This is a genomic window from Nocardia grenadensis NBRC 108939 (genome assembly GCF_001613445.1).
Taxonomy (GTDB): domain Bacteria; phylum Actinomycetota; class Actinomycetes; order Mycobacteriales; family Mycobacteriaceae; genus Nocardia; species Nocardia grenadensis.
In genome coordinates this window covers 92,550-116,902 of sequence record NZ_BDCJ01000012.1, presented here as the reverse complement: position 1 = coordinate 116,902, position 24,353 = coordinate 92,550, and the positions used below count along the sequence as shown (strand labels likewise).

Sequence of the window (24,353 nt, the reverse complement as noted above, 5' to 3'; positions counted from 1 at the left end):
GGCGGTGCCGAAAGTTGGGATCGGTAGGCGCGCAGCGATTCCTACTTTTCTCGTAACGGCCACGCACACCGGGCCGGAACACCGAGAGAACAGGACCCACCATGAGCACCACCATCTTCCGCCTCGGCGCCGTCGCCCTCGCCGCTTCCGCCACCCTGCTGCTGTCCGCCTGCGGCGACGACACGGGCACCAGCGCCGCCCCGGCGGCCCCGAGCTCGCCGGCCGCCGCCCCCGCGGGGGGCACCGGCGGTGGCGAATCGGCCGCGCTGGTCGACGGAAAGGCGCTGACCGGCGATTTCGAGACCACCTGCGTGAAGCAGGGCAACACCCTGGCACTGGCCCTCACGGACAACAACAACGCCCAGTACGGGCAGTTGAGCGTCAGCGCCGGCATCCTCGACGACAAGACCGTGCAGGCGGTGGCCATCGCCGGCAGCCAGGGCGGTTCCTCCGGGATGCCCTACGCGGTCGGTTACGGCAACGGCCAGCCCGGAGGGTCCGCCCAGGTGACCAAGGACGGCGACACCTACACCGTGACGGGCGAGGGTATCAGCGCTCCCGATATGGCGAATCCGCTGGCCGGGCCCGCCACCGCGGCCTTCGAGATCACCTTCGCCTGCTCGACCGTCGTCGGCGGCTGATCGGCCCGGACATCCGGCTCCCCGTCGCCCCGCACCTCGGCCCCCGCGGCGATGCGTCCGGGGCGACGAGGTGGCCAGGTATCCGGACCACGAACATCAGGAGAGAATCATGATCCGCGCCCTGCGTGCCACCGCCCTCGCCGTCGAAGCGCTCGCGATCGGCTTCTACCTCTGGCACGGCCTGACCTACGAACCCACCGTCTACGAACCGGCCGCCATGGCCTGGCTCAACGGCTTCCTGGCCCTGCCGATCATCGCATCCACCCTGGTCGTCATGGTCTTCGCATTCACCGGCTCGGGGATCTTCACCGCACTCACCGGCCGCAACACCGGCGAGTTCCGTGACGCACCGCTGGGTCTGGGCACCGTGCGCTCATTCACCCACACCGGGGTCACCCTGAACGACCAACCGCAGATCCGGATCGAGTTCGGCGTCGAGGGCGCGCAGGGCGAACGATTCGACGCCACGGCGAGAACGGTGGTCCCCCTCACCGAACTCGCCCTGCTGGCACCCGGTGTGGTGCTGCCCGTCCGCTACCGGCCGGACCGGCCCGGGATCGTCGAACTGGACCAGTCCGGTGACAGCGCCGCGGCGCAGCGGGTGATGAACGAATCCCTGATCCGCAAGGGGTTCACCACCCGGGCCAAGGTGGATATCGCCGCCCGCGGTATCGCGGCGCAGGCGGTGGTCCGGTCGCTCACCGTCCCGGGCGAGATCCGCGACGGATACTCCAAAGTCGCGGTGGGACTGGTGGTAACCCGTCCCGACGGCAGCACCTTCGCCACCTGCTCCGAAAAGTTCCTGCCGCCGACCGCGATCGGAAACGTGCAGGTCGGCCGGATCGTCACGGCACACTATCTGCCAGCGAACGAGAAGGAGGTGGTGCTGTCGATCCCGGTCAACGCATGAGCCGCCGAACCGGTACGCCCGTTCCCCGCTCGGGAGCGGGCTCACCTGCGTGCACCGGGCCGAACCCCTGGTCGACTCGACTCACCGTGATCCTGACGCCTCGGCAGCCCGTACCACTGCCGCCCAGGCAGTCTTGTCCGTCACTGAGAGGTGCGGGTCCGGACTCGGTGGGCGGCTTCCAGGCGGCTGCGGAGTTGGTGCAGGATTTCGTCGGCCGGGCCGGGGGTGAGGGTGAAATCGTCGGTGTTGTGATTGTGCAGCAGGTAGCGGCCGTCGTCCGGGTAGTCGAGCCAGAGAAAGGCGTACCCGTCGCCGGTGGGCCGGGTGTCGACGGTGTAGCCCGGATAGACGGCGATCTCGCCGGTGCCGGTGCGGGGGCGGCGGAAGAAGCGCTGCAGTTCCTCCTCCGGGGACAGGCGCGTGGGATGCCGGGAGTACACGGGTGCGTTCAGGTCGCTACGTCGGGCGCGGATGGGTTGATGGCGGCCGGCCGCGATCGGTGGCAGGCCCGCCACCAACTGGGCAGCCAGCTGATCGGTGCGGAGCTGGGTGAGCACGATATCGCCGCCGGATTTCCGCGCCGGCCCGGGTAACTGGCCGGCCAGCACAGCGACTCGGCCGACGACGCCGGCGTGCATCCGTACCGTGGTGTGGGGGCCGTGGACACCGTAGACCTCCACGCGGATCTCCGGTTCCAGGAGCACGGTGAGCGCCCGGTACAGCCGCTCGTCGAACACCGGCCGCAACCTGCGTGCGCATTGCTGCCGGTACCGCCGGAAATCGTCGTCGTGCGCCATCCGGTGCGGCTGGTATTCCAGCGGATACGGTAACCGGTCGCGTCCCATGGCCTCGAGGGCCAGCGTGAAATCGTAACCGTCCAGCTGCCAGCGGGATCCGTTCACGCGGTGCCCATTGCGCATGAACGAGGGCCCTGCGTGGTCACGCTGCGCTCCCGCCTCCGGGCCTGAATCGTTCATCCGCCGATGACCCCGCCCGGCGGAAGCACCCGCGGCTGCTCGCCGAGCAGTTCGGTGGCGCGGTCCTGGATGAGATAGTCAGGTGTCTTGTGTTCGTCGTCGTCCTCCCCGCGACCGCGTTGGCCACCGGCGCCCATCGCGCCGGGCATCCCGGACATGCCACGGGTTGCGGCCGGACTACCGGAACGGGTCGCGGGACCGGGCGTCTGGTTCGTACTGCCGGGAGTTCCACTGAGAGTGCGGCCCGGCGTGCCCGCGGGCTGTTGGCCACCCGGGGTGGCGACCATCGGTGCGCCGGTGGTGGTACTCGGCGAACCGGCTGTGGTGGTGTTCGGGCGGCCCACCGGTTCCTCGAGCGGCACGGTGCTCGCCGGTGTCGTCGCTGTCGACGGGGTGGTCGACGCGGGAGTTCCGGTGCCGGCGGAAGTGGTCGCCGAATCCTGCGGTGTCTCCTGGCCGAGAGCGGCCGTGTCCTGCGGGGTCGTGCCGGCGGGGGGCGTCCCGGCCGCGTTGGTGCTACTCGGGTTCGTACCGGCGGGGTTCTGAATGCCGCCGGGTCCTACCGACTGCTGCGTTCCGGCGCCGTCACCGACCGGGTTTTTCGTCACGGGCAGCACCGGAGTTTTGCTGTCGACGGCCGTGACTCCGGGCTGATAGAACTCGATCATCAGATCCTGGGCCTGCGCCTGCGCCTCGTTGGCGCGATGCTTGGCGGCCTTGACGACACCGTTGCCGGGAATATGGCCGACGAATTCATCGAACCCGGACACCTCGACCGGCGGCACGATCGACATCTTCGCCTGAGCCAGATAGCCCTGCATGAGGTCGATACCGTTGGCGACCATCTCGAAGCTCTTGACCAGCTTGCGAGCCTCGGTCGTAAACGTACGAGTGCCTTCGACCGCCGCGTTCGCGGACCGACCGCCCCATTTCTCGTTGATCACCGTGTCGACGTTCTTGCCGAAGGTGTCGAGCGCGACGGAAAGATCCCCGGTGAGCCGCCGCCAGCCATCCGCACCGGCATTGATATCGGCGGATGCCACAGCCGGATGCTCGGAGTTACCGTTGAGTGCTTCCCAGATCTGCTGATGCGTCCAGGTTTTGAACGCTTCCCGGGTAGCGGTGGCCGGGGCGTACTCGCCGTCGAAACCCTCGCTCACCCGGGCCAGTTCGTTGTTGATGTGTGTCCGGTCGCCGCTCCACTCCTGCTCACCGGCGCCGGCGGCATCGGAGGCGCGAGTGCGGTTGCCGTCGGATTCGTCGTAGTTGCCGGTGACTTCATCGACTGCGGAATCGACGGTGGCGACGGCGGCGACAATCGCGGCAGCGACCAGCAATGGTGCGGGCATCAGCGGAGTCCCTCCCCGGCGGCGGTGGTCTGGGAGGAGTTTGCCTGATCGGTCTCGGAGAGTTCGCCGATCATGGCGGCGTAGGTGTCGCGCATGAGGTTGACTATCTCGATCAGTCCATCGATCCGAGCTACGGCGGAGTCACCATTCTCGCCGCCGTTTGCTTTCAGCTCGAACTTCTTCTGGATATCCTGCGCGGAGGGCAGACCGCCATAGCCGGCGAGACGGCCGAGGGTTATCGCGTTGTCCCGACGATCTAGAAGGTTGAACAGAAGCGTTTCGCACTCTTGGTGTAGAAGTGTGCCCACCTCGTGCTCGACGCGCAGTTCACCATCGATGGCTTGCTGCTTGAGGTTCTGCCAATGTTTCAGCTGGTCACTCATGCTTTTGTGCCTGTCGTAAGCCGGTGCGGGGGTTAGCTATTTGGGAAGGTGCGGGTCGAGAGCGGTGGCGAACTCCCCGGAGACCTCGCAGATATCGCGAGTCCAGCCGTCTTCTTCGAACCAGGTGGCCTTGACCTCGAACATTCCCTGCTCGGCTTCAAAGGATGTGTAGCAGGACCGGCCATCTGTCTCGGCGGCATCGTAGGACCTCAACGCCGAACGCGAACCGACAGTAGTTTCGACTGTCTGGACCAGGTTCTCGTTCGCGCGGGCCTCGTCCAGAGTGTGCGAGGTCGACAAGATGCTTACTCGGACCGAGTTATCGGGCGTTCGCCAGGCACATACCCGCCAGGAGGACTCCCCTTCCGGCGGATCGGTCACGACGTTCTTGGTGGCCGGATTCAATCCGATCTCCGCCACAACCTGGGCAGGCAGCTCGGTACAGGGATTGTAGATCGCGATGGAACCCGTGGTCGTCGATGCAGCCGCCCCGGTCGCGGCCCCCTCAGTGCTCGAAGTACAGCCGGTGGCCAGGACCGCTGCGGCCGCCGTGACAAGTATGGCGCGGATCAGCGCGGCGGTTCGCATGAATCTCCCCTGTGTCGGTGCGGCGGATTACCCCCCATCACTATAGGACGCACCTACAGGCTCCGTGGTTCCAGCAGGTTTCGGCGACCGCAACCTTGGCTCCCGGAAGACTTCGGCCAGGGATCGACCGATCCGTCCCCTCGAGCACTAGCCGCATTCGGTCCACTCGATGCCCCGAGTACTGCGATGCTCGTTGTGCTGCTGACCGGTAAACCTGTGCTGTGCGTCCGGGCCCTCCGCTTGAGAAGGCCCGGACGAACCGTGGTCGATCGAGCCGCGCCGAGGTCGGGAACTCATCCCACACTGCGACGTCAAAAGGCAGTGCCGGTCCGATTCGGTATCTGCTGTCCCGGACTCCAACGACGTCTTCCGTTGAGGTGAGCGACCTGTACACGCTCCCGATCGGCTCCGCTGTATCAGCGTTCGGACCACGGAGCATCGGTTGAACCGATCACCGTCACTGTTACTCCTTGCAAGATCCGAGATTCGTTGTGGAATCCCGCGACCATGATTCGGGTAATCGCCCGGCAGCTGGAACAACAGAGTTATGAACGGTCGAACCTTCCGGTACGTGCTGCGCTCAGGAACTCCTGCCACTGGGATTGAGGGAACAGGAGCACAGGACCAGTCGGATTCTTACTGTCTCGGACTCCGACCGTCCCAGAGCCCAGCTCAGCCACTTCGACGCAATCCCGAGAGGGACCGCTGTGTCGGCTCTTAAACCAACGCGCATCGCTCAGGTCAGTCTTCACGTCTCGAACTCCTCCGCAACCTTCGCGATCAACGCTCGGGTTTCCTGCTCGCTCAAAGCTACACGCTCGATCGCCTCGGTGGCGGCCCGATACTGCACAACCTCCTCCCGCCGTTCGAGGTAGAGACTGCCGGTGAAGCCTTCCACGTAGACCACCGGTGGGTCCATCAAACGAGTGTTGGGCAGCATTTCGAATTCAAGGAACACGAACGAACGCACGAGAAGGCCCACCAGACTGCGTGCCCGGAAGGGTACGACACGCACACTGATATTCGCCGCTTCGCTGACTGCGAGCAGGTGTTTCAGCTGGCGCGGCATAACCGCCGAGCCGCCCACTCCATGGCACAGTACCGCCTCGGACAAGAGCGCGTTCAACTCGAACTTGCTGTTACGCAGATTCTTCATCCGTTGTTCTGACACTGCTATGCGACGTTCGACGTCCTCGGGAGCCAGTTGCGGGCTTTCGGTCCAGATCATCTCGCGCCGGTACTCCGGAATCTGCAGCAGTCCGGGAAGCAGAGTCTCCTGCCATGTAGTCACCCGTGTGGCGGACTCCTCCAGTGCGAGATAGTGGTTGAAATCCCCGGGGATCTGGTCTGCGTAGGCCCGCCACCACCCACCCCCGCTCTGTTTCGCCGTCCGTGAATCCTCCAGCAGATCCAGCAGGAACCGGCGTTCCTCGTCCGATGCTCCGTACCGGTCGCACAGACCGTTGATCTGCAATGTCGTGGGCCGCGACGCGTGCCCGTCTTCCATGCGGCCGATCGTCTGGGGACTCACTTCGATGGCGCGGGCCGCGGCGGCCTGCCTGATACCGCTGCGTTCCCGCAGTCGGCGCAGTTCGCGGCCGAGTGCTCGTTTCGGGAGTGTGGATCCACCCGCCATTTCCTTACCTTCCCTAATTATCGCATGCATTTATGGAACACTCCGGCCCGGAACACAATGCCGGAAGTGGCCCGGCACGGATGCCGGGCCGAGTGGGCAAGAATCTCCACCGAGGCGGTTCCACATAACGTGCTGTTCCGGTCTACTGATTTCGCGCCCGGCGCAGGCAATCCCCCGAAATCCCTTGGGAAACACCGGTTCCATCACCTGGAGCGTTGTGTAACCGGTGGTCCGATCGCGGCCGCTACTCCCGATCGGACCCTGCGCCGGGCTGCACCCCATCGCCTCTCGAGTAAAGGCAGAGCCATGCCCATCGCGATCGTATACCTGAACAAAAGTCTCTGTGGCACAAAGCAAGAGCATCACGAAACCGAATGTCGAGATTTCGCCCGCGCGCACGGATACGGTGTCGCCCGGGTGGTAGTGGAATTCGGAGCGGATGTGCTGCCATGGACATTACGAAAATCAGAATTGCTCGGTGGCGGCGCCATTGTGACACCGACCGTGGAACATATCGGGTTTCGCGCGCCGGTGGTGCTCGAACGCTGCGGGCTGATGGTCGTCCATCCTTACGGGTGGTATCGCCACGGCGAGGTGGATCGGTGGATACCGGCGACACCTGAGGTCTATCGGTGACCGATCACGAACCCGGCGCGACCCCGAACGATTCCCTTCCCGCACCGGGCGGGCAGCCGGTAGCCATCGGCTACCTGCGCACCGATTTATGCGGGCATCGCGGATTCGTCACCGCGCGATTGCGGTTGGCCGCCATCGCCCATGGTTACCGGCTTCGCTGGCTGGTCGAACTCCCGGCCGACCCCCGGCCGGACCATCTCACCACACTCCGCGCCGCACTGGACCGGACCGGAGCCGACGCGGTGATCGTCGCGGCGACGACGCACCTACCCGGCAGACAGCTGCATGCCTTGCGCACCATCACACCGGTAATCGCCGATACCACCGTGCTGCCCCGGACATCCGAGTTCCGCGCTCGGCTGCGCGCCCTTCTCGGCCGTTATCTGCTACGAAAGCACGGGCGGTCGCGACGCGACGCGGACTGCGCGCCAAATGAACTTCCCAGTACCAGGGGATGCCGTTGGTAGCGTAGCGGGCCTTTTTCGCTTCGATATCGGTTTGTGTGTCGAGGGGGGCAATACTTCACCGGCCACCGGGATATCCCTCGCGCGAATGCCTTGAAACTCGTCCGGTAGGCACTGGATGCCGCGATTACAACCCGGCCACCGCACCGACGAATCGGTCGAGCTCGTCCCGGCCGACGAAACAGTGCGGGGACGCCCGCACCACCGAATCCAGTCCCCGCGCGGACATATCGAGCAGCGTGGACGCGCGGTGGCTGACCGTCACTGTGATGTCTTTGCCCAGCAGTCGGTCCCGGACCTCCACCGGCGCCGTTCCGGCCACCGTGAACGAGACGATGCCGCTGTGCTCCACCCCCAGATCGCGGACCGTCACCGCGGGCAGGTCACCGAGCGCACCCCGCAGGTACTCGGCGCGTTCGGCGATCGCCGAGTACACCGTCTCCGGCCCGAGCTCGAGCAGGTAGCGCACCGCCGCACCGAGCCCGAGCCGGGCCGCGACATCGTGCTCCCAGAACTCGAACCGGGATGCGTCCGGAGCCATCTCGTACTCCCGCGGACCGGTCCACCGGGCGCTGTGCAGATCCAGCCGGCCCGGTTCCAGCGCGGCCGCCAACTCGGGCCGCAGGTAGAGGAACCCGGTGCCCCGGGGCCCGCGCAACCATTTGCGGCCGGTGGCCGACAGCGCGTCCACCCCGAGTTCCGCGACATCCAGCGGCAGCTGACCGGCGGACTGGCAGGCATCGAGCAGGACCAGCGCGCCCGCCTCGCGCGCGATCCGCGCCGCGGCGGCCACCGGATTCACCAGCCCGCCGTTGGTGGGCACATGCAACAGCGAGACCAGCCGTACCCGGTCGTCCATCATCGCGGCCAGCGCGTCGAGGTCGATCCGGCCCAGCTCGTCGCTGGGGATCTGTTCCACCCGGGCGCCGGTGGCCCGCGCGCGTTGCAGGGCAGCGATGGCATTGCTGGCGTAGTCGGCCCCGGAGAGCAGGATCCGGTCGCCGGAATGTAGCGGAACGGCGTAGAAGAAGTCGGTCCAGCCGCGGGTGGCGCTGTCGCTGAGGGCGATGGTGTCGGGGGTGGTGTTCAGCAGGGTGGCTATCGCCTCCTTGACCCCGGCCAGGTCGTCGAGGCGTTCGCCTCCGGCCCGGTATCCGCCGATCTCGGCCTCACGCCGCAGATGGGCGATCACCGTCTCGGTGACCACTCGGGGTGGAAGGGAGGACCCCGCGCTGTCCAGGAAAACCGCCCCGGCCCCGACTCCGGGCGTATCGTCACGTACTCGCTGCTCATCGACCATGCACCCGAGCCTATGCGGATCCTTGACCCGTTCGCGGCGCAAACGTGTCCGCCCCCCTCGCTACCCTGGATTCCACGCGAGGCCCCAGCGGTCCGCCGGTCCGGCCGGTGCCCCGCCGTAGATCGAAGACGAACCGACAATCGAACACCCCTGCTCGGGCAGTACCCCGGCCGAACACGAGATACGAACCAGCGAGAAGCCGCACGGAGGTTGGTATGGCGGTCACGCTCGAACATCCGGAATCGACCAGCGACCTACCAGCGCACCCGGCCCTGTCCAGCCGCGCGGCGGCCGAAGCGTTTCTCGGGGGCGTCTGTTTCAAGGTGGGCCCACCCGGGCTCGTCGGCGCCGAACTCGAATGGTTCACCGTCTGCCGTACCGGTCGTACGGCACGCCGCGGCGTACGACGGCCGGCCCCGGACGAGACCCACCACCTGTTGACCGGTCCCCGGCCCACGACCGAACTGCTGGCCCAAGCCCTGGGCCCCCACGCGCCCCGCGCCATCGCGCCCGATTCCCCCGCCCGCCCGTTACCCGGCGGCAGCCGGGTCACCGTCGAACCCGGCGGGCAGATCGAACTCTCCAGCATCGCCGTCACCGACGCCGCCGACCTGTGTGCCCGGCTTCGCGCCGACGAACAGCGGCTGCGCGAACTCCTCGGTGCCCGGTCCATCCGGATGGTCGCCGCCGCCGCCGATCCGGCCCGCACCCCCCGATGTCAGCTGGGGCTACCGCGATACCGGGCGATGGAGCACTATTTCACCCGGATCGGCCCCTACGGGCGGCTGATGATGAGCAATACGGCGGCCGCCCAGGTCAGCGTGGATATCGGCGCCGACCACGCCGACCTCACCGCCCGCTGGACCGCCCTGCACACCGTCGGCCCCGCCCTGATCGCCGCGTTCGCGTGCTCGCCGGTGCTGCGCGGGGCGCCCACCGGGGAGTGGGCCTCCCAGCGCATGCGCACCTGGCTGCACCTGGATCCGGCCCGCGCCTGCCCACCGGTCGCCGACTGGCCCGATCCGGTCGTCGGCTATGCCCGCTGGGCGCTGGACGCCCCGCTGCTGTGTGTCCGCCGGTCCGAGTCCGCCGAACGGGTCGCCTGGGCGGCGCCCCCGGATGTGACCTTCGGCGACTGGCTGTCCGGCGCCCTGGACGACATGATCGGCCGCCGACCCGATATCGGCGACCTCGAATACCACCTGACCACGCTGTTCCCGCCGGTTCGGCCCGCCGGATATTTCGAGGTCCGCTATCTCGACGCGCAGCCCGGCGACGGCTGGTCGGTCCCGATCACCGTCGTCGACGCCCTGCTGTCCACCCCGGCCGCGGTCGCGGACGCGACGGCAGCGGCGGGTACCACGGCCGGTCGCTGGCACGACGCCGCCCGGCACGGTCTCGCCGAGCCGGAGCTGCGGGCAGCGGCCGTCGCCGTCCTGGAGGCCGCCGCCGCGCACAGTTCCTTGGAGCCCCGGCTGTCTGCCGCGATCCGCCGGTGCGCCGCCGGGCGGCCACCACAGGACGAGTCCGGCCATGGCGCGCCGGCGCACCCCACTGATCCCCCGTCGACGAGCGGAGCAGCATCATGACCCTCGCCCGGCCGAACGCCGACCTCATCGAGACCGAGCGCCTGCGCGAGCACATCGCGGCCACCCTCATCCGGGCCCGGCGACGGACCGCCGCGCTCACCGACTGCCTGGACGAAGCGGAATTGCGCGCACAGCATTCGCCGCTGATGAGCCCACTGGTCTGGGATCTGGCCCATATCGGCAGCCAGGAGGAATTGTGGCTGGTCCGCGATGTCGGTGGCCGGGCCCCGGTACGCCCCGATATCGACGAGCTGTACGACGCGTTCAAACACGCGCGCCCGAACCGGCCGCAGCTGCCGCTGCTGGGTCCCGACGAGGCCCGCGGGTATGTCGGCACGGTACGCGAGAAGGTGTGGGATGTGCTGGACCGCAACCCGCTCCAGGACAACCGGCTGGTCGCGGGCGGTTTCGCGTTCGGGATGATCGCCCAGCACGAACAGCAGCACGACGAGACCATGCTCGCCACACACCAGCTGCGCACCGGCGCGCCGGTCCTGACCGCGCCCGCCCCACCCACCGCGCGCACGGCGGTCCGCGGCGAGGTGGTGATCCCGGGCGGTGAGTTCGTGATGGGCACTTCCGCCGACCCCTGGGCACTGGACAACGAGCGGCCGGCGCATCCGGTGCGCGTGCCCACATTCGCGATCGACGCGGCGCCCGTCGGCAACGCGCAGTATCTCGCGTTCGTCGCCGACGGCGGCTACGAGCGGCGGGAGCTGTGGTCCGAGCGCGGTTGGGCGCATCGGCTGGAGGCCGGGCTCACGGCACCACAGTTCTGGGAACGCGACACCGACGGCCGGTGGTGGCGGCGGGTGTTCGGGGCACTGCGGCCGCTGCGCCCGGAACAACCGGTGGTGCACGTGTGCTGGTTCGAGGCGGAGGCCTACGCGAACTGGGCCGGTAAACGGCTGCCCACCGAGGCGGAGTGGGAGAAGGCGGCCCGCTACGACCCGGATACCGGATGCACCCGCGCCTACCCGTGGGGCGATGCCGAACCGGACTCCACGCACGCCAATCTCGGCCAGCGGCATCTGGAACCGGCCGATATCGGCGCCTATCCCGCGGGCGCCTCACCCGCCGGGGTACACCAGCTGATCGGCGATATCTGGGAGTGGACCTCCTCCGGCTTCCACCCCTACCCCGGCTTCCGTGCCTTCCCGTACCGGGAGTACTCGGAGGTGTTCTTCGGCGGCGACTACCGGGTACTGCGCGGCGGCTCCTTCGGTACCGATCCGGTCGCCTGCCGCGGCACCTTCCGCAATTGGGATCATCCGATCCGCCGGCAGATCTTCGCCGGTTTCCGGCTGGCCCGCACCGTGGGCCCGGAAGAGGCCTGATGTGCCGGCACATCGGCTATGTGGGCGCACCTGTGCCGGTGGGCGACGTGCTCACCCGCGGCCCGCATTCGCTGCGTACCCAGGCATGGGCACCGCGTGAGATGCGCGGCGGCGGCACGATCAATGCCGACGGGTTCGGTGTGGCCTGGTGGCGTCCGGATACAGCGTCGGTGACCCGCTACCGCAATGCCGATCCGATCTGGACCGATCCCGCGGTGGACGAGGTCCTGCCGCAGCTGACCTCGCACGCGGTCCTCGGATCGGTCCGCTCGGCCACGGTCGGTATGCCGGTGGAACGCGCGGCGTGCGCGCCGTTCTGCGGGGCGAACTGGGCATTCAGCCACAACGGTGTGGTACCGGGGTGGCGTTCGGTGCTCACCGCGGTCCTGTCCGATCTCGACGTGGCGGCCACCCGGGCCGGGATGACCCGCCGCTACGAGACCAGTCATCTCCTCGAAGCCGAGGCACTGACCGATTCCGCCGCACTGTGGGTCCTGTTGCGTCGGCTGCTGGACCCCGAACCGCCGGCCGGCCTCGCCGAAACTCCCGGCACCGCGCTGCGGCTGCTGGTCACCGGGGTGCTGCACCACGCGCCTGACGCCCGGGTGACCCTGTTGCTCGGCAACGGCACGGCGCTGTGGGCCACGACCTGTTACCACTCGCTGTACGCGCTGATCGATGACGAATTCGCCGTACTTTCCTCCGAGCCCTACGACGACGACACCCGGTGGCAGCAGCTGCCGGATCGGAGTCTCGTGCATGCCGAACCCGGCGAGCTGAGTGTCGAAACCCTCGACCTCGGCCGCTCCACCGCGACCGAAAGCCTGACGCCATGACCCAGCCGATCGTGGAAGTCCATCTCACCGACGCCGCCCTGACCGAGGCGCTGCGCGCCGACGCGCGGCGCGGTCTCACCGCGAGCCCGAAATGGCTGCCGCCGAAATGGTTCTACGATGCCCGCGGTAGCGAACTGTTCGAGCAGATCACCGCACTGCCCGAGTACTACCCCACTCGTACCGAACGCGCCCTCCTGGAATCGGTCGCTCCGGCCATCGCCCGCACCGCGCAGGCGGAGGTCCTGGTCGAACTGGGGTCGGGATCGGCAGCCAAGACCCACATCCTGCTCAACGCTCTCATCTCGCAGGGCCCGCTGAAAACCTATGTCCCGCAGGATGTCTCGGCCACAGCGCTGCGCGCTTCGGCGGACGAGGTAGCTGCGGACTTTCCCGGCCTGGCGGTCCACGGGGTGGTCAGTGATTTCACCGACACCCTGGGTACGCTGCCGCGCGGGGGACGCCGAATGATCGCGTTCCTCGGCGGGACCATCGGCAATATGGTTCCCGACGAACGTGCCGAATTCCTCACCGGAATCCACGATGTCCTCGAACCGGGCGAACAACTACTACTGGGCGCGGGGCTGGTGGTGGATCCCGAAATCATGGTCCCCGCCTACGACGATGCCGCCGGCTTCACCGCGGAATTCAACCGCAATGTGCTGCGAGTCCTCAATTCCCGGCTGCGCGCCGATTTCGATCCGGATGCCTTTCGCCATATCGCGCACTGGGATGCCGGCAACGAATGGATCGAGATGCGGCTGGAAGCCATCCGGGACATGGCGGTGACGGTCGCCGATCTCGGTTTCACCGCGCGTTTCGCGCGGGGCGAGCAGATACGCACCGAGATCTCCGCGAAGTTCCGCCTTCCCGGGCTCGACGGCGAACTACGAGCCGCCGGTTTCGCGACCGAACACGCCTGGACCGACCCAGACAACCGTTTTGCCCTCGTCCTGGCTGCCCGGATCTGAAACCGGGCAGTAATTTCAGAACAACCCGAGCTTCAACATCAGTGCCCGGTCCAGTTCGGACGCAGGTGGTGTCCGCTACCGCCCACCGCACTATCCCGACATCCGGTCGCCCGCGCTCAGTGCAGTTGATTCTGGGCGGCTTCCAGCCCCACCCGCAGCAGCAGTTCCACCGCGTCGGCGGCCTGCTCCACCACCGTCGGGAGCTCTTTGCGCTCAACCGACGAAAAGGGCTTCAACACATAATCGGCCGGGTCCTGCCGGCCGGGCGGTCGCCCGATACCGATCCGGGTCCGCAAATAGTCCTTGCTGGTGAGAGCCCCGGACACCGACCGTAGGCCGTTATGTCCGCCCTCACCCCCGCCACGTTTGAGCCGGATCTCACCGAACGGGATATCCAGCTCGTCGTGGATCACCACGACCTCGGTGGGCGGCACCGAGAAGAACCGGGCCAGCGCCGCCACCGGCCGGCCGGACAGATTCATGTACGACCGCGGTTTCGCGATCAGTACCTGTCGTCCGTCCAACCGCGCCTGCAACAGATCGGCGCCCGACTTCTTGTGCGCGGTGAACCGGCCACCGACCCGCTCCGCGAGCGAGTCGGCGACCAGGAAGCCCACATTGTGCCGGGTGCGCTCGTAGGCGGGACCCGGATTGCCCAGGCCGACGACGAGCGCCGGCGCGGTATCGGCCATCGAGAGGGGCCGGTTCTTTATTCGGCGCTCTCGCCCTCGGCGCCCTCGGCCTCGGGCTCCGGCTCGGCGGCGCGGGGCTCGACGATATTCACGATCAGGGCTTCGGGGTCACCGGCCAGGCTGACGCCCTTGGGCAGCTCGATGGCGCCCGCGGTGATCTGGGTGCCCACCTCGGCGCCGGCGATGGAAACCTCGACCGACTCGGGAATGTTGAGCGCCTCGGCCGATACCGAGATGGTGGTGGCCTCCTGGGTGACCAGGGTGCCCGGGCCGGCCTCACCGGTGAGGGTGACCGGCACATCGGCGGTGACCTCTTCGCCGCGCTGGACGATCAGCAGGTCGGCGTGCTCGATGTAGCGGTGGATGGGGTGCACCACGACCGACTTGGTCAGCGCGAGCTGCTTGCGGCCCTCGATGTTCAGGTTCAGCACCGCATTGGTGCCGTGCTGACGCAGGATGGCCGCGAACGACAGCGCGTCCAGCGACAGATGCTGGGGGTCCGACTGGTGCCCGTACAGCACGGCCGGCACGTTGCCCGCGCGGCGGGTACGGCGCGCTGCGCCCTTGCCGAACTCGGTGCGGATCTGCGCTTCGAGAAGGTTGACGTCGGACATGACTGAAATAACTCCTACGGCTATACCGGACTGGTGGGCGGTGCCAGGGTAATCGCGCCCCTGGTCGGTTGGTCTGCTCGTCAGGCGAGGACCGATCGGAGGCGGCCGGAAGCCGCGCCGCGTCGATCACGGTGCCGCAGAAATGCGAACCCTCGCCGAGACAACCCGAATACTGTAACTCAGTCCCCGAATAACTCCTGAATCGGGTAGTGGGCGGCACGTGGACGCCTGGTCAGCACCGTCACGTAGCCTGGACAGGTTCTCCCTATCGTCCGAAAGGTTGTTTCCGTTGACCGCCTCCACCGAGGGCTCCGTCGCACCCGCTGCGCGCGGATTGGCCGCCGAGGTGTCGCGGCGCCGCACTTTCGCCGTGATCTCCCACCCCGACGCGGGTAAATCGACGCTTACCGAAGCTCTCGCGCTGCACGCGCGCAAGATCGCCGAGGCGGGCGCTATCCACGGCAAGGCCGGACGTAAATCTACGGTGTCGGACTGGATGGAGATGGAGAAGGCGCGCGGTATCTCGGTGAGCTCCACCGCGCTGCAGTTCAACTACCGGGCCGCCGGCTCCGAGATCGACAATGTGATCAATCTCGTCGACACCCCCGGTCACTCCGATTTCTCCGAGGACACCTACCGCGTACTGACCGCGGTCGATGCCGCGGTGATGCTGATCGACGCCGCCAAGGGCCTGGAACCACAGACCTTGAAACTGTTCCAGGTGTGCCGGCATCGCGGTATCCCGGTGATCACGGTCATCAACAAATGGGACCGGCCGGGCCGCGCTCCGTTGGAACTGCTCGACGAGATCGACGAGCGGATCGGTCTCACGCCGACCCCGCTGTTCCTCCCGGTCGGGATCGCCGGCGATTTCCGCGGCCTGCTGCGTCGCGGGCCCGACGGCGCCCCTGCCGAATACATCCATTTCACCCGGACCGCCGGCGGCGCCACGATCGCGCCCGAGGAATCGCTGACCCCGGCGGCCGCCGAAGCCCGGGAGGGTGAGCCGTGGACCACCGCCGCGGAGGAGAGCGAACTGCTCTCGGCCACCGGTCAGGACCACGACCAGGAACTCTTCCTCGCCGGGCAGACCTCGCCGGTGATCTATGCCTCGGCCATGTTGAACTTCGGAGTCCGGCAGCTGCTGGAAACCCTGGTGGCGCTCGCGCCCGCCCCCGGCGCACGGGACGCGGTGGACGGTACCCCGCGGCAGCCCGCGGATCCGTTCAGCGCGGTGGTGTTCAAGGTGCAGGCCGGGATGGATACCGCCCATCGCGACCGGCTGGCCTTCATGCGGATCGTATCCGGGGAGTTCGAACGCGGCATGGTCGTCACCCACGCCCAGACCGGTCGCCCGTTCGCGACCAAATACGCGCTCACCGTATTCGGCCGGGAACGCGCCACCGTGGATACCGCCTATCCCGGTGACGTGGTGGGCCTGGTGAACGCGACCGCTTTGGCCCCCGGCCACACGCTGTTCGTGGACAAGAAGGTCGAGTTCCCGCCCATTCCGTCGTTCGCGCCGGAACATTTCGCCGCGCTACGAGCGCAGAGCGCGGGCAAGTACAAGCAGTTCCGCAAGGCCATCGACCAGCTCGATTCCGAGGGCGTGGTGCAGGTCCTGCGCAACGATTCGCGTGGTGACGCCTCCCCGGTTCTCGCGGCGGTCGGTCCCATGCAGTTCGAAGTGGTGACGGCCCGTATGCAGGGCGAGTTCGGTGTGGAGACCCAACTCGACAACCTCGCCTATACGATCGCCCGGCGCACCGACGCCGAATCGGCACCCGAACTCGACCGTCAGCGCGGGGTGGAGGTGTTCACCCGTAGCGACGGCGCGATCCTGGCCGTCTTCAGCGATAAATGGCGGTTGCAGTACATCCAGAAGGAGATGCCCGATCTCACGCTGGAACCGCTGGTCGCCGCCGCCGACTGACCGGGCTCAACCGGCCGCCCGGTTCTCCGGGCCGGGATACTCGCGGTCGGTGTCGACCTCCCCATCGCCGGCCGGGGGACCTGCCTCCGCGTTACCCGTTCCGGCACCCGCCTGCGGGTGGTCGCGTGGGACGCGCTCGACCTCCTCGACCCCGGTGGCCTGCTGCATCAGACCCCAGCGGTTGGCGGTCAGCCGCAGGCTGGGCAGGTCACTGAGCGAGAGCACCACTTCGTAGGTGCGTTCGTATCCGGTGCGCGATATCCGCCAGTGGCCATCGTCGCAGCGCACGTATTCATCGTTGTAGAAGGCGGAGCCACGCAGCAGCATATTGTTCTCCGGAATCAGCGCGGTATCGGACAGGTACCAGATTCCGGTGGCCCGGTCTCCGTTCACATCGATCTCGGGGTGATCGCAGCGATGTTCGGTGATGACGTGCGGCCCGAGGGTATTGCGCAGGAATGTGAGGAATGCTTCCCGTGATTCGAACTGGAGGTATTCGCTGTAGGTGGCCGTCGCCTCCGGCACCATCGTGTCCGCGAGCTCGTCCCAGTGTTTGGTGTCCAGGGCACGCAGGTATCGGAATTTCAGGCGATGTATCGCGAGGATATCGTCGGTCGGCACAGCGTTCACCCCGGATCGTTCGCCGGGCCGCATCGGCCCCATCGTCAGCGGCACATCTGCCTCGGGCTCGAGCCGCGGAGGCAGCGAGACGTCGAGTCCGGCCCCCAATGCGGCCGCGAGTGCGGGGCCGGAGAAGGCCATGGTGTCGCTGCTCTGGCCCGGCCGCCGCGGAAAACCACCCGGGCGTGGCCCGGGATCGTTGCGCTCTTCGCCCTGGTCCATCCCTCCACCATCCCACCTGAAATGGACAAAATGGGAGGTAATTCAGATCTGTATCGGATTGCTATCCTGCGTCGGCGATATCACGGACTCCGGGCGCGGATCACCGATTACGAAAAGGTCCGCGCAGGCCCGGTTCGCCGGATCGATATCAGGGCCGCTCGCCGTTGCCCATGGTGAAGCAGGTCCGGCAGAAATCCTCTCCGAACTCGGTCAGACGCAAGCTTTTGCGGACAATTTTCGGTGCGCGGCCCGCTTTTTTCAGCGCTGCCTCCACGATCGGCTGAACCTCCAGCACCATATAGCGACTCAGTACCACCGGATCGTCGGAATTATCGGTCAGACCCAACCGGCCGAGGTTGATCAGGTACGAGCGCGCGCGGTCCATGTACCGAACCCCGGCCTGCTCCGGCACCGACGTCAGCCCCCCGGCGATCAACTCCGATCCGATACCCAGTGGGCGGTTGGTGCGCACATCGACCGTCGGCTGCGGCCCGTTGAGGGCCATATAGCGCAGGATGCGGGCCTCGTCGGGCGCCAGTTCGTCCAGGATCCGGTCATAGGCCGGATGCACCTCTTCGGTGAAGTACACATCCGCCGACCGGGCCAGCAGGGCGTCCCCGCGGCGGCGCAGTTCGGCGACGCTGGCCGAACGCAGATAGGAGCCGACCGCCACGGTCTGCTGGGGCGGGGTCTGCCCGGTGGGGACATAGCTGACGATCTCGCGCACCGAACCCTCGGTGACGCCGAGGGCATTGCGCGCGATGGAGCGCAGCGCGTTACCGGTCCGTTCGGCGATCTCGGCCGAGGATTCCCCGTCCAGGGCGGCCTGGGTGATCTCCCGGGTCATCTCGTAGGAGGTGTTGACCGCCCACTGGCCACCGCGCACCACACTGCCCGCCGCCAGGCCGGCCGCCCGGAACACACCGCGGATGAGACGGGCCTCATTGCTGATCTGCCGCTGTTCGATATCGGCGCCGCGTTCCACACTCGACGGGGGCCGGCGTTCGACGTCCGAGGTAGCCGCGCGCACACCGTTCGGGGACGCACCGCGCGCGTTTCCCGATACCCGCCTGGCCCCCGGGGGCCCGCTGCGCTGCACGGCACGGGAACCGGTCCGGGGGATCTCCTGTCCGGTCCTGTCGTCTGCCACGTCTACTCCGATATCGCCAGATGAACGAATCCGCTCACCGATTATTGCCCATTCGCCGCGATCACTCGCCGCCGGACCATGAATCCGGCTCTCGTCTGGGACACTGGTGTGCCGGACCCGAACGCGCTACCGCCGGGACGTCCGCCGCGGCGCGGTCGCCGTCCGGTGGTGGTGCTAATTTGAGGGTCCCGGTGAGGCGGCGATCACCGGAGCAGGAGGGTGTGTCGTGTTGGAGAGTGTATTCGGGGTACACCCGACGATCCTCCTGGAATTGCTGACCATTCCGCTGTTCACCGGAGTCATCGGCTACGTCACCAACTGGACCGGTGTGCTGATGCTGTTCCGGCCGATCGCATTTCACGGTATCCGGGTGCCCGGCCTGCGGTATCTGTACCCGTACCTGCCCAAGCGTATCCAGATCCTGCCGTTGCTCAGCCATGACGGCCGCTTCGGCTGGCAGGGCATCGTCCCCTCACGGGCCGACAAGATGGCCAGTATCGCGGTGGACAAAGGCCTTTCGAAACTGGGTAGTGTCGCCGACTTCTATCGAGAACTGGAACCCGACGCCCTCGCCGAGCATCTGGCGGGGACGGCCGAGACCCAGATCCGCGATATCGTCGAGTCGATCCTGCGCCGTGAGCATCCGCAGCTCTGGTACAACCTGCCCGGTCAGGTCCGGGAGATGGTGCACGAGAGAGTGCGCCAGCAACTGCCGGATATCCTGCGCGAGCTCACCACCGAACTCGGCACGAACATCGATCAACTGCTCGATGTCAAACAGATGGTCATTCGTTATTTCCAGGCCCGGCCGCAACTGCTCAACCAGTTGTTCCAGGTGCTCGGCGCCAAGGAATTGCGGTTCATGCAGAATTTCGGCCTCTACTTCGGCGCCCCGATGGGCGTGGTGCTGGTCGCGATACTGCATGTCACCGGCTGGCCCACGCTGGCGGTGCTGCCGATCGGCGGGGTGATCATCGGCTGGGTCGTCAACTGGGTCGGCCTGAACATGATCTTCGCCCCCGCCGAGCCGAAATGGTGGTGCCCGTGGCGGCAGGGTCTGCTGATCAAACGCCAGGACGAGATCACCACCGGATACGCCGAACTGGTCTCGACCCAGGTGATGACGGTGGCCAATATCGGCGACGAGCTGCTGAACGGACCCAAATCCGACCGCACCCTGCAAATGCTGGAAGACACCCTGCGCCCCGCCGCCGACCGGGCACTGGGACCGGCGCGCGGGGCGGTGAAACTGGTACTCGGCAGCCGTGACTACCGCACGCTGACCGAGACCCTGACCTCCGAGGCGATGGCCATCGCGCCGCTCGCCTTCGCCGACGAGGACTTCAACGTGCGCCAGGGCAAGCAGATCGGCGCCTATATCTCCAAGCAGATGTCCGAACTGTCGCCAGGCGATTTCGTCGATATGCTGCGGGCGGCGATCAAACAGGACGAGTGGCTGCTTTTCGTGCACGGCGGCGTACTGGGACTGTTCGCCGGATACGCGCATATCCTGGTCTTCGGAACGGGGGTGGCGACGACATGGCTGTGAAACGGGAAACGCGGGACAGCGGTGAGCCCGAGCGGCGCGACGGTAGCGGTCGGGCCGGCGGGAGCGGGCGGTCCGGCGGCCCCGCCGCCACCGTACGGGCCGTGAGCGGAGTCGCACGGGTCGCGGCCTCGGCGGTATCGGGCACCACCCGCTGGGGTGTGCACACCGCCCTCGATATCACCGAGACGGTGGTGCGCGGCAGTATGGCCGGGCTGCCCCCGGCCGAGATCCGCACCGAGGCGGTCGCGCGGGCCCAGGAGGCCCTGCGCCGGGCACTGGGTGTCGCCGCGGCGGAACCGTCGGCTCTGGACAACCCCACCGAACGCTCATTGCGCGAGCAGGGTGCCGCGCTGTTGCGCCTGGCCGCCAGCCCGCGGGCCGCCGACGAGGGCCATCCGGCCTTCGCCCGCATTCTGGCCGAGCTCACCTCCGACGAAGCCCGCATCCTGCGCCTGCTCCGCCTCGACGGGCCGCAACCGGCCGTAACCGTCCGCGGCGGCCGCCGCACCCGGCGCGCTTCGCGTAAGGCGGACCAGGGATCGGGTACGGCCGAGGTCGGGGTGAGCATGATCGGCGAGCACGCCGGGCTGCGCCATCCCGACCGGGTCCAGCGTTACCTGGCCAATCTGCGCCGGATCGGGCTGATCGAGTTGCTGCCCGAAGCGGTGGGCACCCCCGAGCGCTACCAACTGCTGGAAGCCCAGGCACCCGCGATCGAATTGCTGAAACAGGCCGGTGGCCGCGGCAACCTCCAGCACCGCGGTATCGCGCTCACTCCGTTCGGCGGCGAGTTCGTCCAGGCGAGCCTCCCGATCACGGGGGAGAACGGCCCGGCGGCCCAGAACCACTGAGCGCGGGCACTCATACCTGGTCGGCGAGTTCCATCCAGCGCTCTTCGGCCGTTTCCTTCTGGGCTTGGACATCCTTGAGTTCGGTGCCCAGTGTCACCAGTTTGCCGGGGTCGGTGGCGGCCTCGGCCAGCGCCGCGTGCAGGGCCGTCTCCCGCTCGCCCAGTTTGTCGATGGCGCGTTCCAGCCGGGTCAGTTCCTTACGGGTCGCGCGGTAGGCCGCGGAATCGGTCTGCGCCGCCGCGGGCTGCGATTGCGCCGTCGCCCGGGCGGAACCGCCCGCCGCGATTTCGGCGCGGCGGCGCAGGTACTGGGCGATACCACCGGGCAGGTTGGTGAGCGCGCCGTCACCGAACAGCGCCCAGGTGCTGTCGCAGATCCGCTCGACCAGATAGCGGTCGTGGCTGATCACCACCAGGGTGCCGGCCCAGTTGTCCAGCAGATCCTCCAACTGCTGGAGGGTGTCGATATCGAGGTCGTTGGTCGGTTCGTCCAGCAACAGCACATTGGGTTCGGACATCAGAATGCGCGTGAGTTGCAGGCGCCGCCGCTCGCCACCGGACAGGTCACGAATCGGGGTGCGCTGGCGGGCCGGGGAGAAACCGAGCCGTTCGGCGAGCTGCCCGGCCGAGAGTTCCAGCGCCTTGCTGCCTTCGCCGAGGGTGATCCGCATGGCGATCTCCTGCACCGCCTCGAGCACCCGCATATCGGTGGGCAGATCATCGAGCTCCTGGCGCAACCAGCCGATCCGGACGGTCTGGCCCTGGATCCGTTTCCCGGACACCGGGTCGATATCACCGGCGAGCGCGCGCAACAGCGTGGTCTTGCCGGATCCGTTCACCCCGACCAGACCGACCCGTTCACCGGGGGCGAGCCGCCAGGTGAGGTCGCGTACCAGTTTCCGACCGTCCGGGGTGGCGAGGGTGGCGTCCTCGAGTTCGACCACCACCCGGCCCAGGCGCTTCTTGGCGAACGCGGCGAGCGAGACCGAATCGCGCGGCGGCGGCACCTCGGCGATCAGCGCCTCGGCGGCCTCCACCCGATACCGCGGTTTGGACGTACGGGCCTGCGGGCCACGCCGCAACCAGGCCAGTTCCTTGCGCGCGAGGTTGCGGCGGCGGGCCTCGGTCGCATCGGCCTGCCGGGCGCGTTCGGCCCGTGCGAAGATCCAGTCGCCGTAGCCACCCTCGTAGGTTTCGACCCGGCCGCCCACCACCTCCCAGGTGCGGGTGGCGACCGTGTCCAGGAACCACCGGTCGTGTGTGACCACGACCAGCGCGCTACGCCGGGCCAGCAGATGTCCGGCCAGCCATTCCACCCCTTCGACATCGAGATGGTTGGTCGGTTCGTCGAGGACCAGCAGATCCAGTTCCCGCACCAGCGCGGCCGCCAGCGCGACCCGTCGGCGTTCGCCACCGGACAAGTTGGTGACCGACGTTTCCAGACCGAGGTCGGCGATACCGATACCGTCCAGCACCGACCGGATGCGGGGATCGGCGGCCCATTCGTGTTCGGCGATATCGCCGGTGGGGGCGTCGTCGGCCAGTCCGGCCAGCACCACCTCGCCGATGGTGGCTCCCGCGGGCAGGACGCCCCGCTGTGTGACCACCGCCATGCGCAGCCCGCCGAGCCGGCTCACCCGGCCGCTGTCGGGCTCCTCGATACCGGTCAGCACCTCCAGCAGGGTGGTCTTCCCGCCGCCGTTGAGGCCCACCACCCCGATCCGGTCGCCGGCGTGCACACCGAGCGAGACTCCGTCGAGCAGCGGTGTGATCCCGAAACTCTTGCTGACCTGTTCGAGGTTGATCAGGTTGGACATGGATCCTTCCGCCTCCGGCTGCCGGCCACGCCTCTACGGGGCCCCGATCAGCCTAATAGGCACTGCCGGACGCAGCCCATCCGCAGCCCACGCACGCCCGGAGGTGCTCCTGACGGGCACCGTTCGGCGCAACCCGTCCACTGTTCGTGCATGGGCTCTGGAGCGGGTGCGGTGGTACCGGGCCGCCGAGAGATGCCCGGTAGCGGTTCCGGTGTTCGGCGCTCAGGCGCGGCGCGGGCCCGGCCCAGGGTCGGGCGCCGGCGGGTGCGGCTCCTCGTGGCCGATCACCCGTGCGCCGGGTACCGGGCCGCTGGCCGTGCGCACGCTGCGGGCCACCCCCGCGCCGGACAGTTCCGCCGCGACCGCCACCGCCGATTCCGCCGATTCGCACAGGAACGCGCAGGTCGGGCCGGAGCCGGAGACCAGTCCGGCCAGTGCGCCGACCTCTACGCCCGCCCGCAATGTGCGACGCAGCTCGGGGCGCAGTGAGACCGCGGCGGCCTGCAGATCGTTGCCGAGCAGTGGGGCGAGCTGGTGCGCGTCGCCGGAGGCCAGCGCCTGCATGATCTCCTGGGGTTCGCCGAGCCGGGGCGGTTCGCCCTGGACCCGCAGCCGGTCGAGTTCGGTGAACACCTCCGGGGTGGACAGCCCGCCCTTGGCCAGCGCCAGCACCCAGTGGAAGGAATTGCGGGACAGCACCGGCAGCAGGCGTTCCCCGCGGCCGGTGCCCAGCGCGGTGCCGCCGTGCAGGGCGAAGGGCACATCGCTGCCCAGTTCGGCGCCCACCACGGCGAGTTCGTCCCGGTTCATCCCGAGTTCCCACAGCTCGTTCAGTCCGACGAGCGCGGCGGCCGCGTCGGCGCTGCCGCCGGCCATACCGCCGGCGACCGGGATGCCTTTGTCGATGACGATCTCCACCAGGGGCGCGCGTCCGGCCACCTGGGCGAGCCGGACCGCCGCCTTCCACACCAGATTGGTCCGGTCGGTGGGCACTTCGGCGGCGCCCTCCCCGGTGACCCGCAGGGTGAGCGAGTTGGCGGGAGTGATCTCCAGATCGTCGGCGAGTGACAGCGCCTGGAACACCGTGGTGAGCTCGTGGTAGCCGTCGGCGCGCAGGTCACCTACTCCCAGATGGAGGTTCACCTTCGATGGAGCCCGCACGGTGACGGGGCTGGGCACAACGGACAGCACGGTGACCCAGCCTAATGGGCGCGGTTGGACGAAGCCCATCCACAATCCGCGCACGGCCCGAGCGGGTGCGGAGGCATGCCGGGGGCCACAGTCGGGCGGG

General features: G+C 67.9%; 23 protein-coding genes and 1 pseudogene. 11 read left to right on the top strand and 13 right to left on the bottom strand.

Going from position 1 to position 24,353, the window contains the following annotated elements; all coding sequences use genetic code 11:
* Positions 1-101 precede the first annotated feature (101 nt).
* On the top strand, positions 102-641 hold the full coding sequence (locus tag NGR01S_RS14830) for a lipoprotein LpqH (RefSeq protein ID WP_063037078.1): 540 nt from the start codon (positions 102-104) through the stop codon (positions 639-641).
* Between the two features lie 109 nt (positions 642-750).
* Positions 751-1,551, top strand: coding sequence for a hypothetical protein (locus NGR01S_RS14825; protein WP_063037076.1), 801 nt, complete (start codon positions 751-753; stop codon positions 1,549-1,551).
* A 140-nt stretch (positions 1,552-1,691) separates the two neighbouring features.
* On the opposite strand, the gene NGR01S_RS14820 is transcribed toward NGR01S_RS14825, so the two are convergent.
* The 6 genes from NGR01S_RS14820 to NGR01S_RS14800 all read right to left on the bottom strand — a co-directional run bounded on the left by NGR01S_RS14820 (position 1,692) and on the right by NGR01S_RS14800 (position 6,484).
* Positions 1,692-2,528: an ESX secretion-associated protein EspG gene (locus tag NGR01S_RS14820; RefSeq protein ID WP_245664602.1), complete on the bottom strand. Its 837-nt coding sequence runs from the start codon at positions 2,526-2,528 to the stop codon at positions 1,692-1,694.
* Positions 2,525-3,877, bottom strand: a complete 1,353-nt coding sequence (locus tag NGR01S_RS14815) for a hypothetical protein (protein ID WP_063037072.1) — start codon at positions 3,875-3,877, stop codon at positions 2,525-2,527. Before NGR01S_RS14815 ends, NGR01S_RS14820 begins: the two co-directional genes overlap by 4 nt.
* On the bottom strand, positions 3,877-4,260 hold the full coding sequence (locus tag NGR01S_RS14810) for a hypothetical protein (protein WP_063037070.1): 384 nt from the start codon (positions 4,258-4,260) through the stop codon (positions 3,877-3,879). Before NGR01S_RS14810 ends, NGR01S_RS14815 begins: the two co-directional genes overlap by 1 nt.
* 36 nt (positions 4,261-4,296) lie before the next feature.
* On the bottom strand, positions 4,297-4,848 hold the full coding sequence (locus tag NGR01S_RS14805; protein ID WP_063037068.1) for a DUF3558 domain-containing protein: 552 nt from the start codon (positions 4,846-4,848) through the stop codon (positions 4,297-4,299).
* 545 nt (positions 4,849-5,393) lie between these two features.
* Positions 5,394-5,600, bottom strand: a complete 207-nt coding sequence (locus NGR01S_RS30270; RefSeq protein ID WP_084481036.1) for a DUF397 domain-containing protein — start codon at positions 5,598-5,600, stop codon at positions 5,394-5,396.
* A complete protein-coding gene (locus tag NGR01S_RS14800; protein WP_063037066.1) occupies positions 5,597-6,484 on the bottom strand; it encodes a DUF5753 domain-containing protein in 888 nt (295 codons plus the stop codon). Before NGR01S_RS14800 ends, NGR01S_RS30270 begins: the two co-directional genes overlap by 4 nt.
* A 306-nt stretch (positions 6,485-6,790) precedes the next feature.
* On the opposite strand from NGR01S_RS14800, the gene NGR01S_RS14795 reads away from it, so the two are divergent.
* Complete coding sequence (locus NGR01S_RS14795) at positions 6,791-7,120, top strand: hypothetical protein (RefSeq protein ID WP_063037064.1); 330 nt, start codon at positions 6,791-6,793, stop codon at positions 7,118-7,120.
* Complete coding sequence (locus tag NGR01S_RS14790) at positions 7,117-7,587, top strand: hypothetical protein (protein ID WP_063037062.1); 471 nt, start codon at positions 7,117-7,119, stop codon at positions 7,585-7,587. Before NGR01S_RS14795 ends, NGR01S_RS14790 begins: the two co-directional genes overlap by 4 nt.
* Before the next feature lie 124 nt (positions 7,588-7,711).
* Here the strand turns inward: NGR01S_RS14790 and NGR01S_RS14785 are convergent, their stop codons facing one another.
* Positions 7,712-8,884 (bottom strand): aminotransferase class V-fold PLP-dependent enzyme, encoded by a 1,173-nt coding sequence (locus NGR01S_RS14785; RefSeq protein ID WP_063037060.1) that lies wholly within the window; start codon positions 8,882-8,884, stop codon positions 7,712-7,714.
* Between the two features lie 215 nt (positions 8,885-9,099).
* On the opposite strand from NGR01S_RS14785, the gene egtA reads away from it, so the two are divergent.
* Genes egtA through egtD form a run of 4 tightly spaced genes read left to right on the top strand, consistent with a single transcriptional unit; the run spans position 9,100 to position 13,614 of the window.
* Positions 9,100-10,473, top strand: a complete 1,374-nt coding sequence (gene egtA / locus NGR01S_RS14780) for an ergothioneine biosynthesis glutamate--cysteine ligase EgtA (protein WP_084481033.1) — start codon at positions 9,100-9,102, stop codon at positions 10,471-10,473.
* Complete coding sequence (gene egtB, locus NGR01S_RS14775; protein WP_063037058.1) at positions 10,470-11,810, top strand: ergothioneine biosynthesis protein EgtB; 1,341 nt, start codon at positions 10,470-10,472, stop codon at positions 11,808-11,810. The genes egtA and egtB overlap by 4 nt, the downstream gene beginning before the upstream one ends.
* On the top strand, positions 11,810-12,646 hold the full coding sequence (egtC, locus tag NGR01S_RS14770; protein WP_063037056.1) for an ergothioneine biosynthesis protein EgtC: 837 nt from the start codon (positions 11,810-11,812) through the stop codon (positions 12,644-12,646). Before egtB ends, egtC begins: the two co-directional genes overlap by 1 nt.
* Positions 12,643-13,614, top strand: coding sequence for an L-histidine N(alpha)-methyltransferase (egtD, locus tag NGR01S_RS14765; protein ID WP_063037054.1), 972 nt, complete (start codon positions 12,643-12,645; stop codon positions 13,612-13,614). The genes egtC and egtD overlap by 4 nt, the downstream gene beginning before the upstream one ends.
* A 116-nt stretch (positions 13,615-13,730) precedes the next feature.
* On the opposite strand, the gene pth is transcribed toward egtD, so the two are convergent.
* Together pth and NGR01S_RS14755 are read right to left on the bottom strand one after the other, a co-directional pair.
* Entirely contained in the window at positions 13,731-14,306 is a 576-nt protein-coding gene (gene pth / locus NGR01S_RS14760; protein WP_063037052.1) for an aminoacyl-tRNA hydrolase, read from the bottom strand.
* A gap of 17 nt (positions 14,307-14,323) precedes the next feature.
* Positions 14,324-14,920, bottom strand: a complete 597-nt coding sequence (locus tag NGR01S_RS14755; RefSeq protein WP_063037050.1) for a 50S ribosomal protein L25/general stress protein Ctc — start codon at positions 14,918-14,920, stop codon at positions 14,324-14,326.
* Positions 14,921-15,209: 289 nt separating this feature from the next.
* Between NGR01S_RS14755 and NGR01S_RS14750 the strand changes: the two genes are divergently transcribed.
* Positions 15,210-16,853 carry a peptide chain release factor 3 gene (locus tag NGR01S_RS14750; protein ID WP_063037048.1) on the top strand — a complete coding sequence of 548 codons (1,644 nt, stop codon included), beginning with the start codon at positions 15,210-15,212 and terminating at the stop codon, positions 16,851-16,853.
* A gap of 162 nt (positions 16,854-17,015) precedes the next feature.
* On the opposite strand, the pseudogene NGR01S_RS14745 reads toward NGR01S_RS14750, so the two are convergent.
* Together NGR01S_RS14745 and NGR01S_RS32540 are read right to left on the bottom strand one after the other, a co-directional pair.
* A pseudogene (locus NGR01S_RS14745) lies at positions 17,016-17,507 on the bottom strand (nuclear transport factor 2 family protein); the annotation flags it as partial.
* Positions 17,508-17,844: 337 nt separating this feature from the next.
* Positions 17,845-18,846 carry an Abi-alpha family protein gene (locus NGR01S_RS32540; protein WP_373861423.1) on the bottom strand — a complete coding sequence of 334 codons (1,002 nt, stop codon included), beginning with the start codon at positions 18,844-18,846 and terminating at the stop codon, positions 17,845-17,847.
* Positions 18,847-19,072: 226 nt separating this feature from the next.
* Between NGR01S_RS32540 and NGR01S_RS14735 the strand changes: the two genes are divergently transcribed.
* Both NGR01S_RS14735 and NGR01S_RS14730 read left to right on the top strand, forming a co-directional pair.
* Complete coding sequence (locus NGR01S_RS14735; RefSeq protein WP_063037046.1) at positions 19,073-20,395, top strand: DUF445 domain-containing protein; 1,323 nt, start codon at positions 19,073-19,075, stop codon at positions 20,393-20,395.
* Between the two features lie 101 nt (positions 20,396-20,496).
* Positions 20,497-21,246 (top strand): Abi-alpha family protein, encoded by a 750-nt coding sequence (locus NGR01S_RS14730; protein WP_245664601.1) that lies wholly within the window; start codon positions 20,497-20,499, stop codon positions 21,244-21,246.
* A gap of 10 nt (positions 21,247-21,256) precedes the next feature.
* On the opposite strand, the gene NGR01S_RS14725 is transcribed toward NGR01S_RS14730, so the two are convergent.
* Both NGR01S_RS14725 and NGR01S_RS14720 read right to left on the bottom strand, forming a co-directional pair.
* On the bottom strand, positions 21,257-23,062 hold the full coding sequence (locus NGR01S_RS14725; protein ID WP_063037041.1) for an ABC-F family ATP-binding cassette domain-containing protein: 1,806 nt from the start codon (positions 23,060-23,062) through the stop codon (positions 21,257-21,259).
* Between the two features lie 222 nt (positions 23,063-23,284).
* Positions 23,285-24,253: a 4-(cytidine 5'-diphospho)-2-C-methyl-D-erythritol kinase gene (locus NGR01S_RS14720; protein WP_084481028.1), complete on the bottom strand. Its 969-nt coding sequence runs from the start codon at positions 24,251-24,253 to the stop codon at positions 23,285-23,287.
* Between the last annotated feature and the right edge of the window lie 100 nt (positions 24,254-24,353).

Bases quoted from the DNA above. Each gene is read 5' to 3' on its own strand.
- NGR01S_RS14825 (WP_063037076.1), top strand. From the start codon at position 751: ATGATCCGCGCCCTGCGTGCCACCGCCCTCGCCGTCGAAGCGCTCGCG.
- pth (WP_063037052.1), bottom strand. From the start codon at position 14,306: ATGGCCGATACCGCGCCGGCGCTCGTCGTCGGCCTGGGCAATCCGGGT.
- NGR01S_RS14805 (WP_063037068.1), bottom strand. From the start codon at position 4,848: ATGCGAACCGCCGCGCTGATCCGCGCCATACTTGTCACGGCGGCCGCA.
- egtB (WP_063037058.1), top strand. From the start codon at position 10,470: ATGACCCTCGCCCGGCCGAACGCCGACCTCATCGAGACCGAGCGCCTG.
- NGR01S_RS14815 (WP_063037072.1), bottom strand. From the start codon at position 3,877: ATGCCCGCACCATTGCTGGTCGCTGCCGCGATTGTCGCCGCCGTCGCC.
- NGR01S_RS14830 (WP_063037078.1), top strand. From the start codon at position 102: ATGAGCACCACCATCTTCCGCCTCGGCGCCGTCGCCCTCGCCGCTTCC.
- egtD (WP_063037054.1), top strand. From the start codon at position 12,643: ATGACCCAGCCGATCGTGGAAGTCCATCTCACCGACGCCGCCCTGACC.
- NGR01S_RS14820 (WP_245664602.1), bottom strand. From the start codon at position 2,528: ATGAACGATTCAGGCCCGGAGGCGGGAGCGCAGCGTGACCACGCAGGG.
- NGR01S_RS14800 (WP_063037066.1), bottom strand. From the start codon at position 6,484: ATGGCGGGTGGATCCACACTCCCGAAACGAGCACTCGGCCGCGAACTG.
- NGR01S_RS14810 (WP_063037070.1), bottom strand. From the start codon at position 4,260: ATGAGTGACCAGCTGAAACATTGGCAGAACCTCAAGCAGCAAGCCATC.
- NGR01S_RS14785 (WP_063037060.1), bottom strand. From the start codon at position 8,884: ATGGTCGATGAGCAGCGAGTACGTGACGATACGCCCGGAGTCGGGGCC.
- NGR01S_RS14795 (WP_063037064.1), top strand. From the start codon at position 6,791: ATGCCCATCGCGATCGTATACCTGAACAAAAGTCTCTGTGGCACAAAG.
- egtC (WP_063037056.1), top strand. From the start codon at position 11,810: ATGTGCCGGCACATCGGCTATGTGGGCGCACCTGTGCCGGTGGGCGAC.
- egtA (WP_084481033.1), top strand. From the start codon at position 9,100: ATGGCGGTCACGCTCGAACATCCGGAATCGACCAGCGACCTACCAGCG.
- NGR01S_RS14725 (WP_063037041.1), bottom strand. From the start codon at position 23,062: ATGTCCAACCTGATCAACCTCGAACAGGTCAGCAAGAGTTTCGGGATC.
- NGR01S_RS14755 (WP_063037050.1), bottom strand. From the start codon at position 14,920: ATGTCCGACGTCAACCTTCTCGAAGCGCAGATCCGCACCGAGTTCGGC.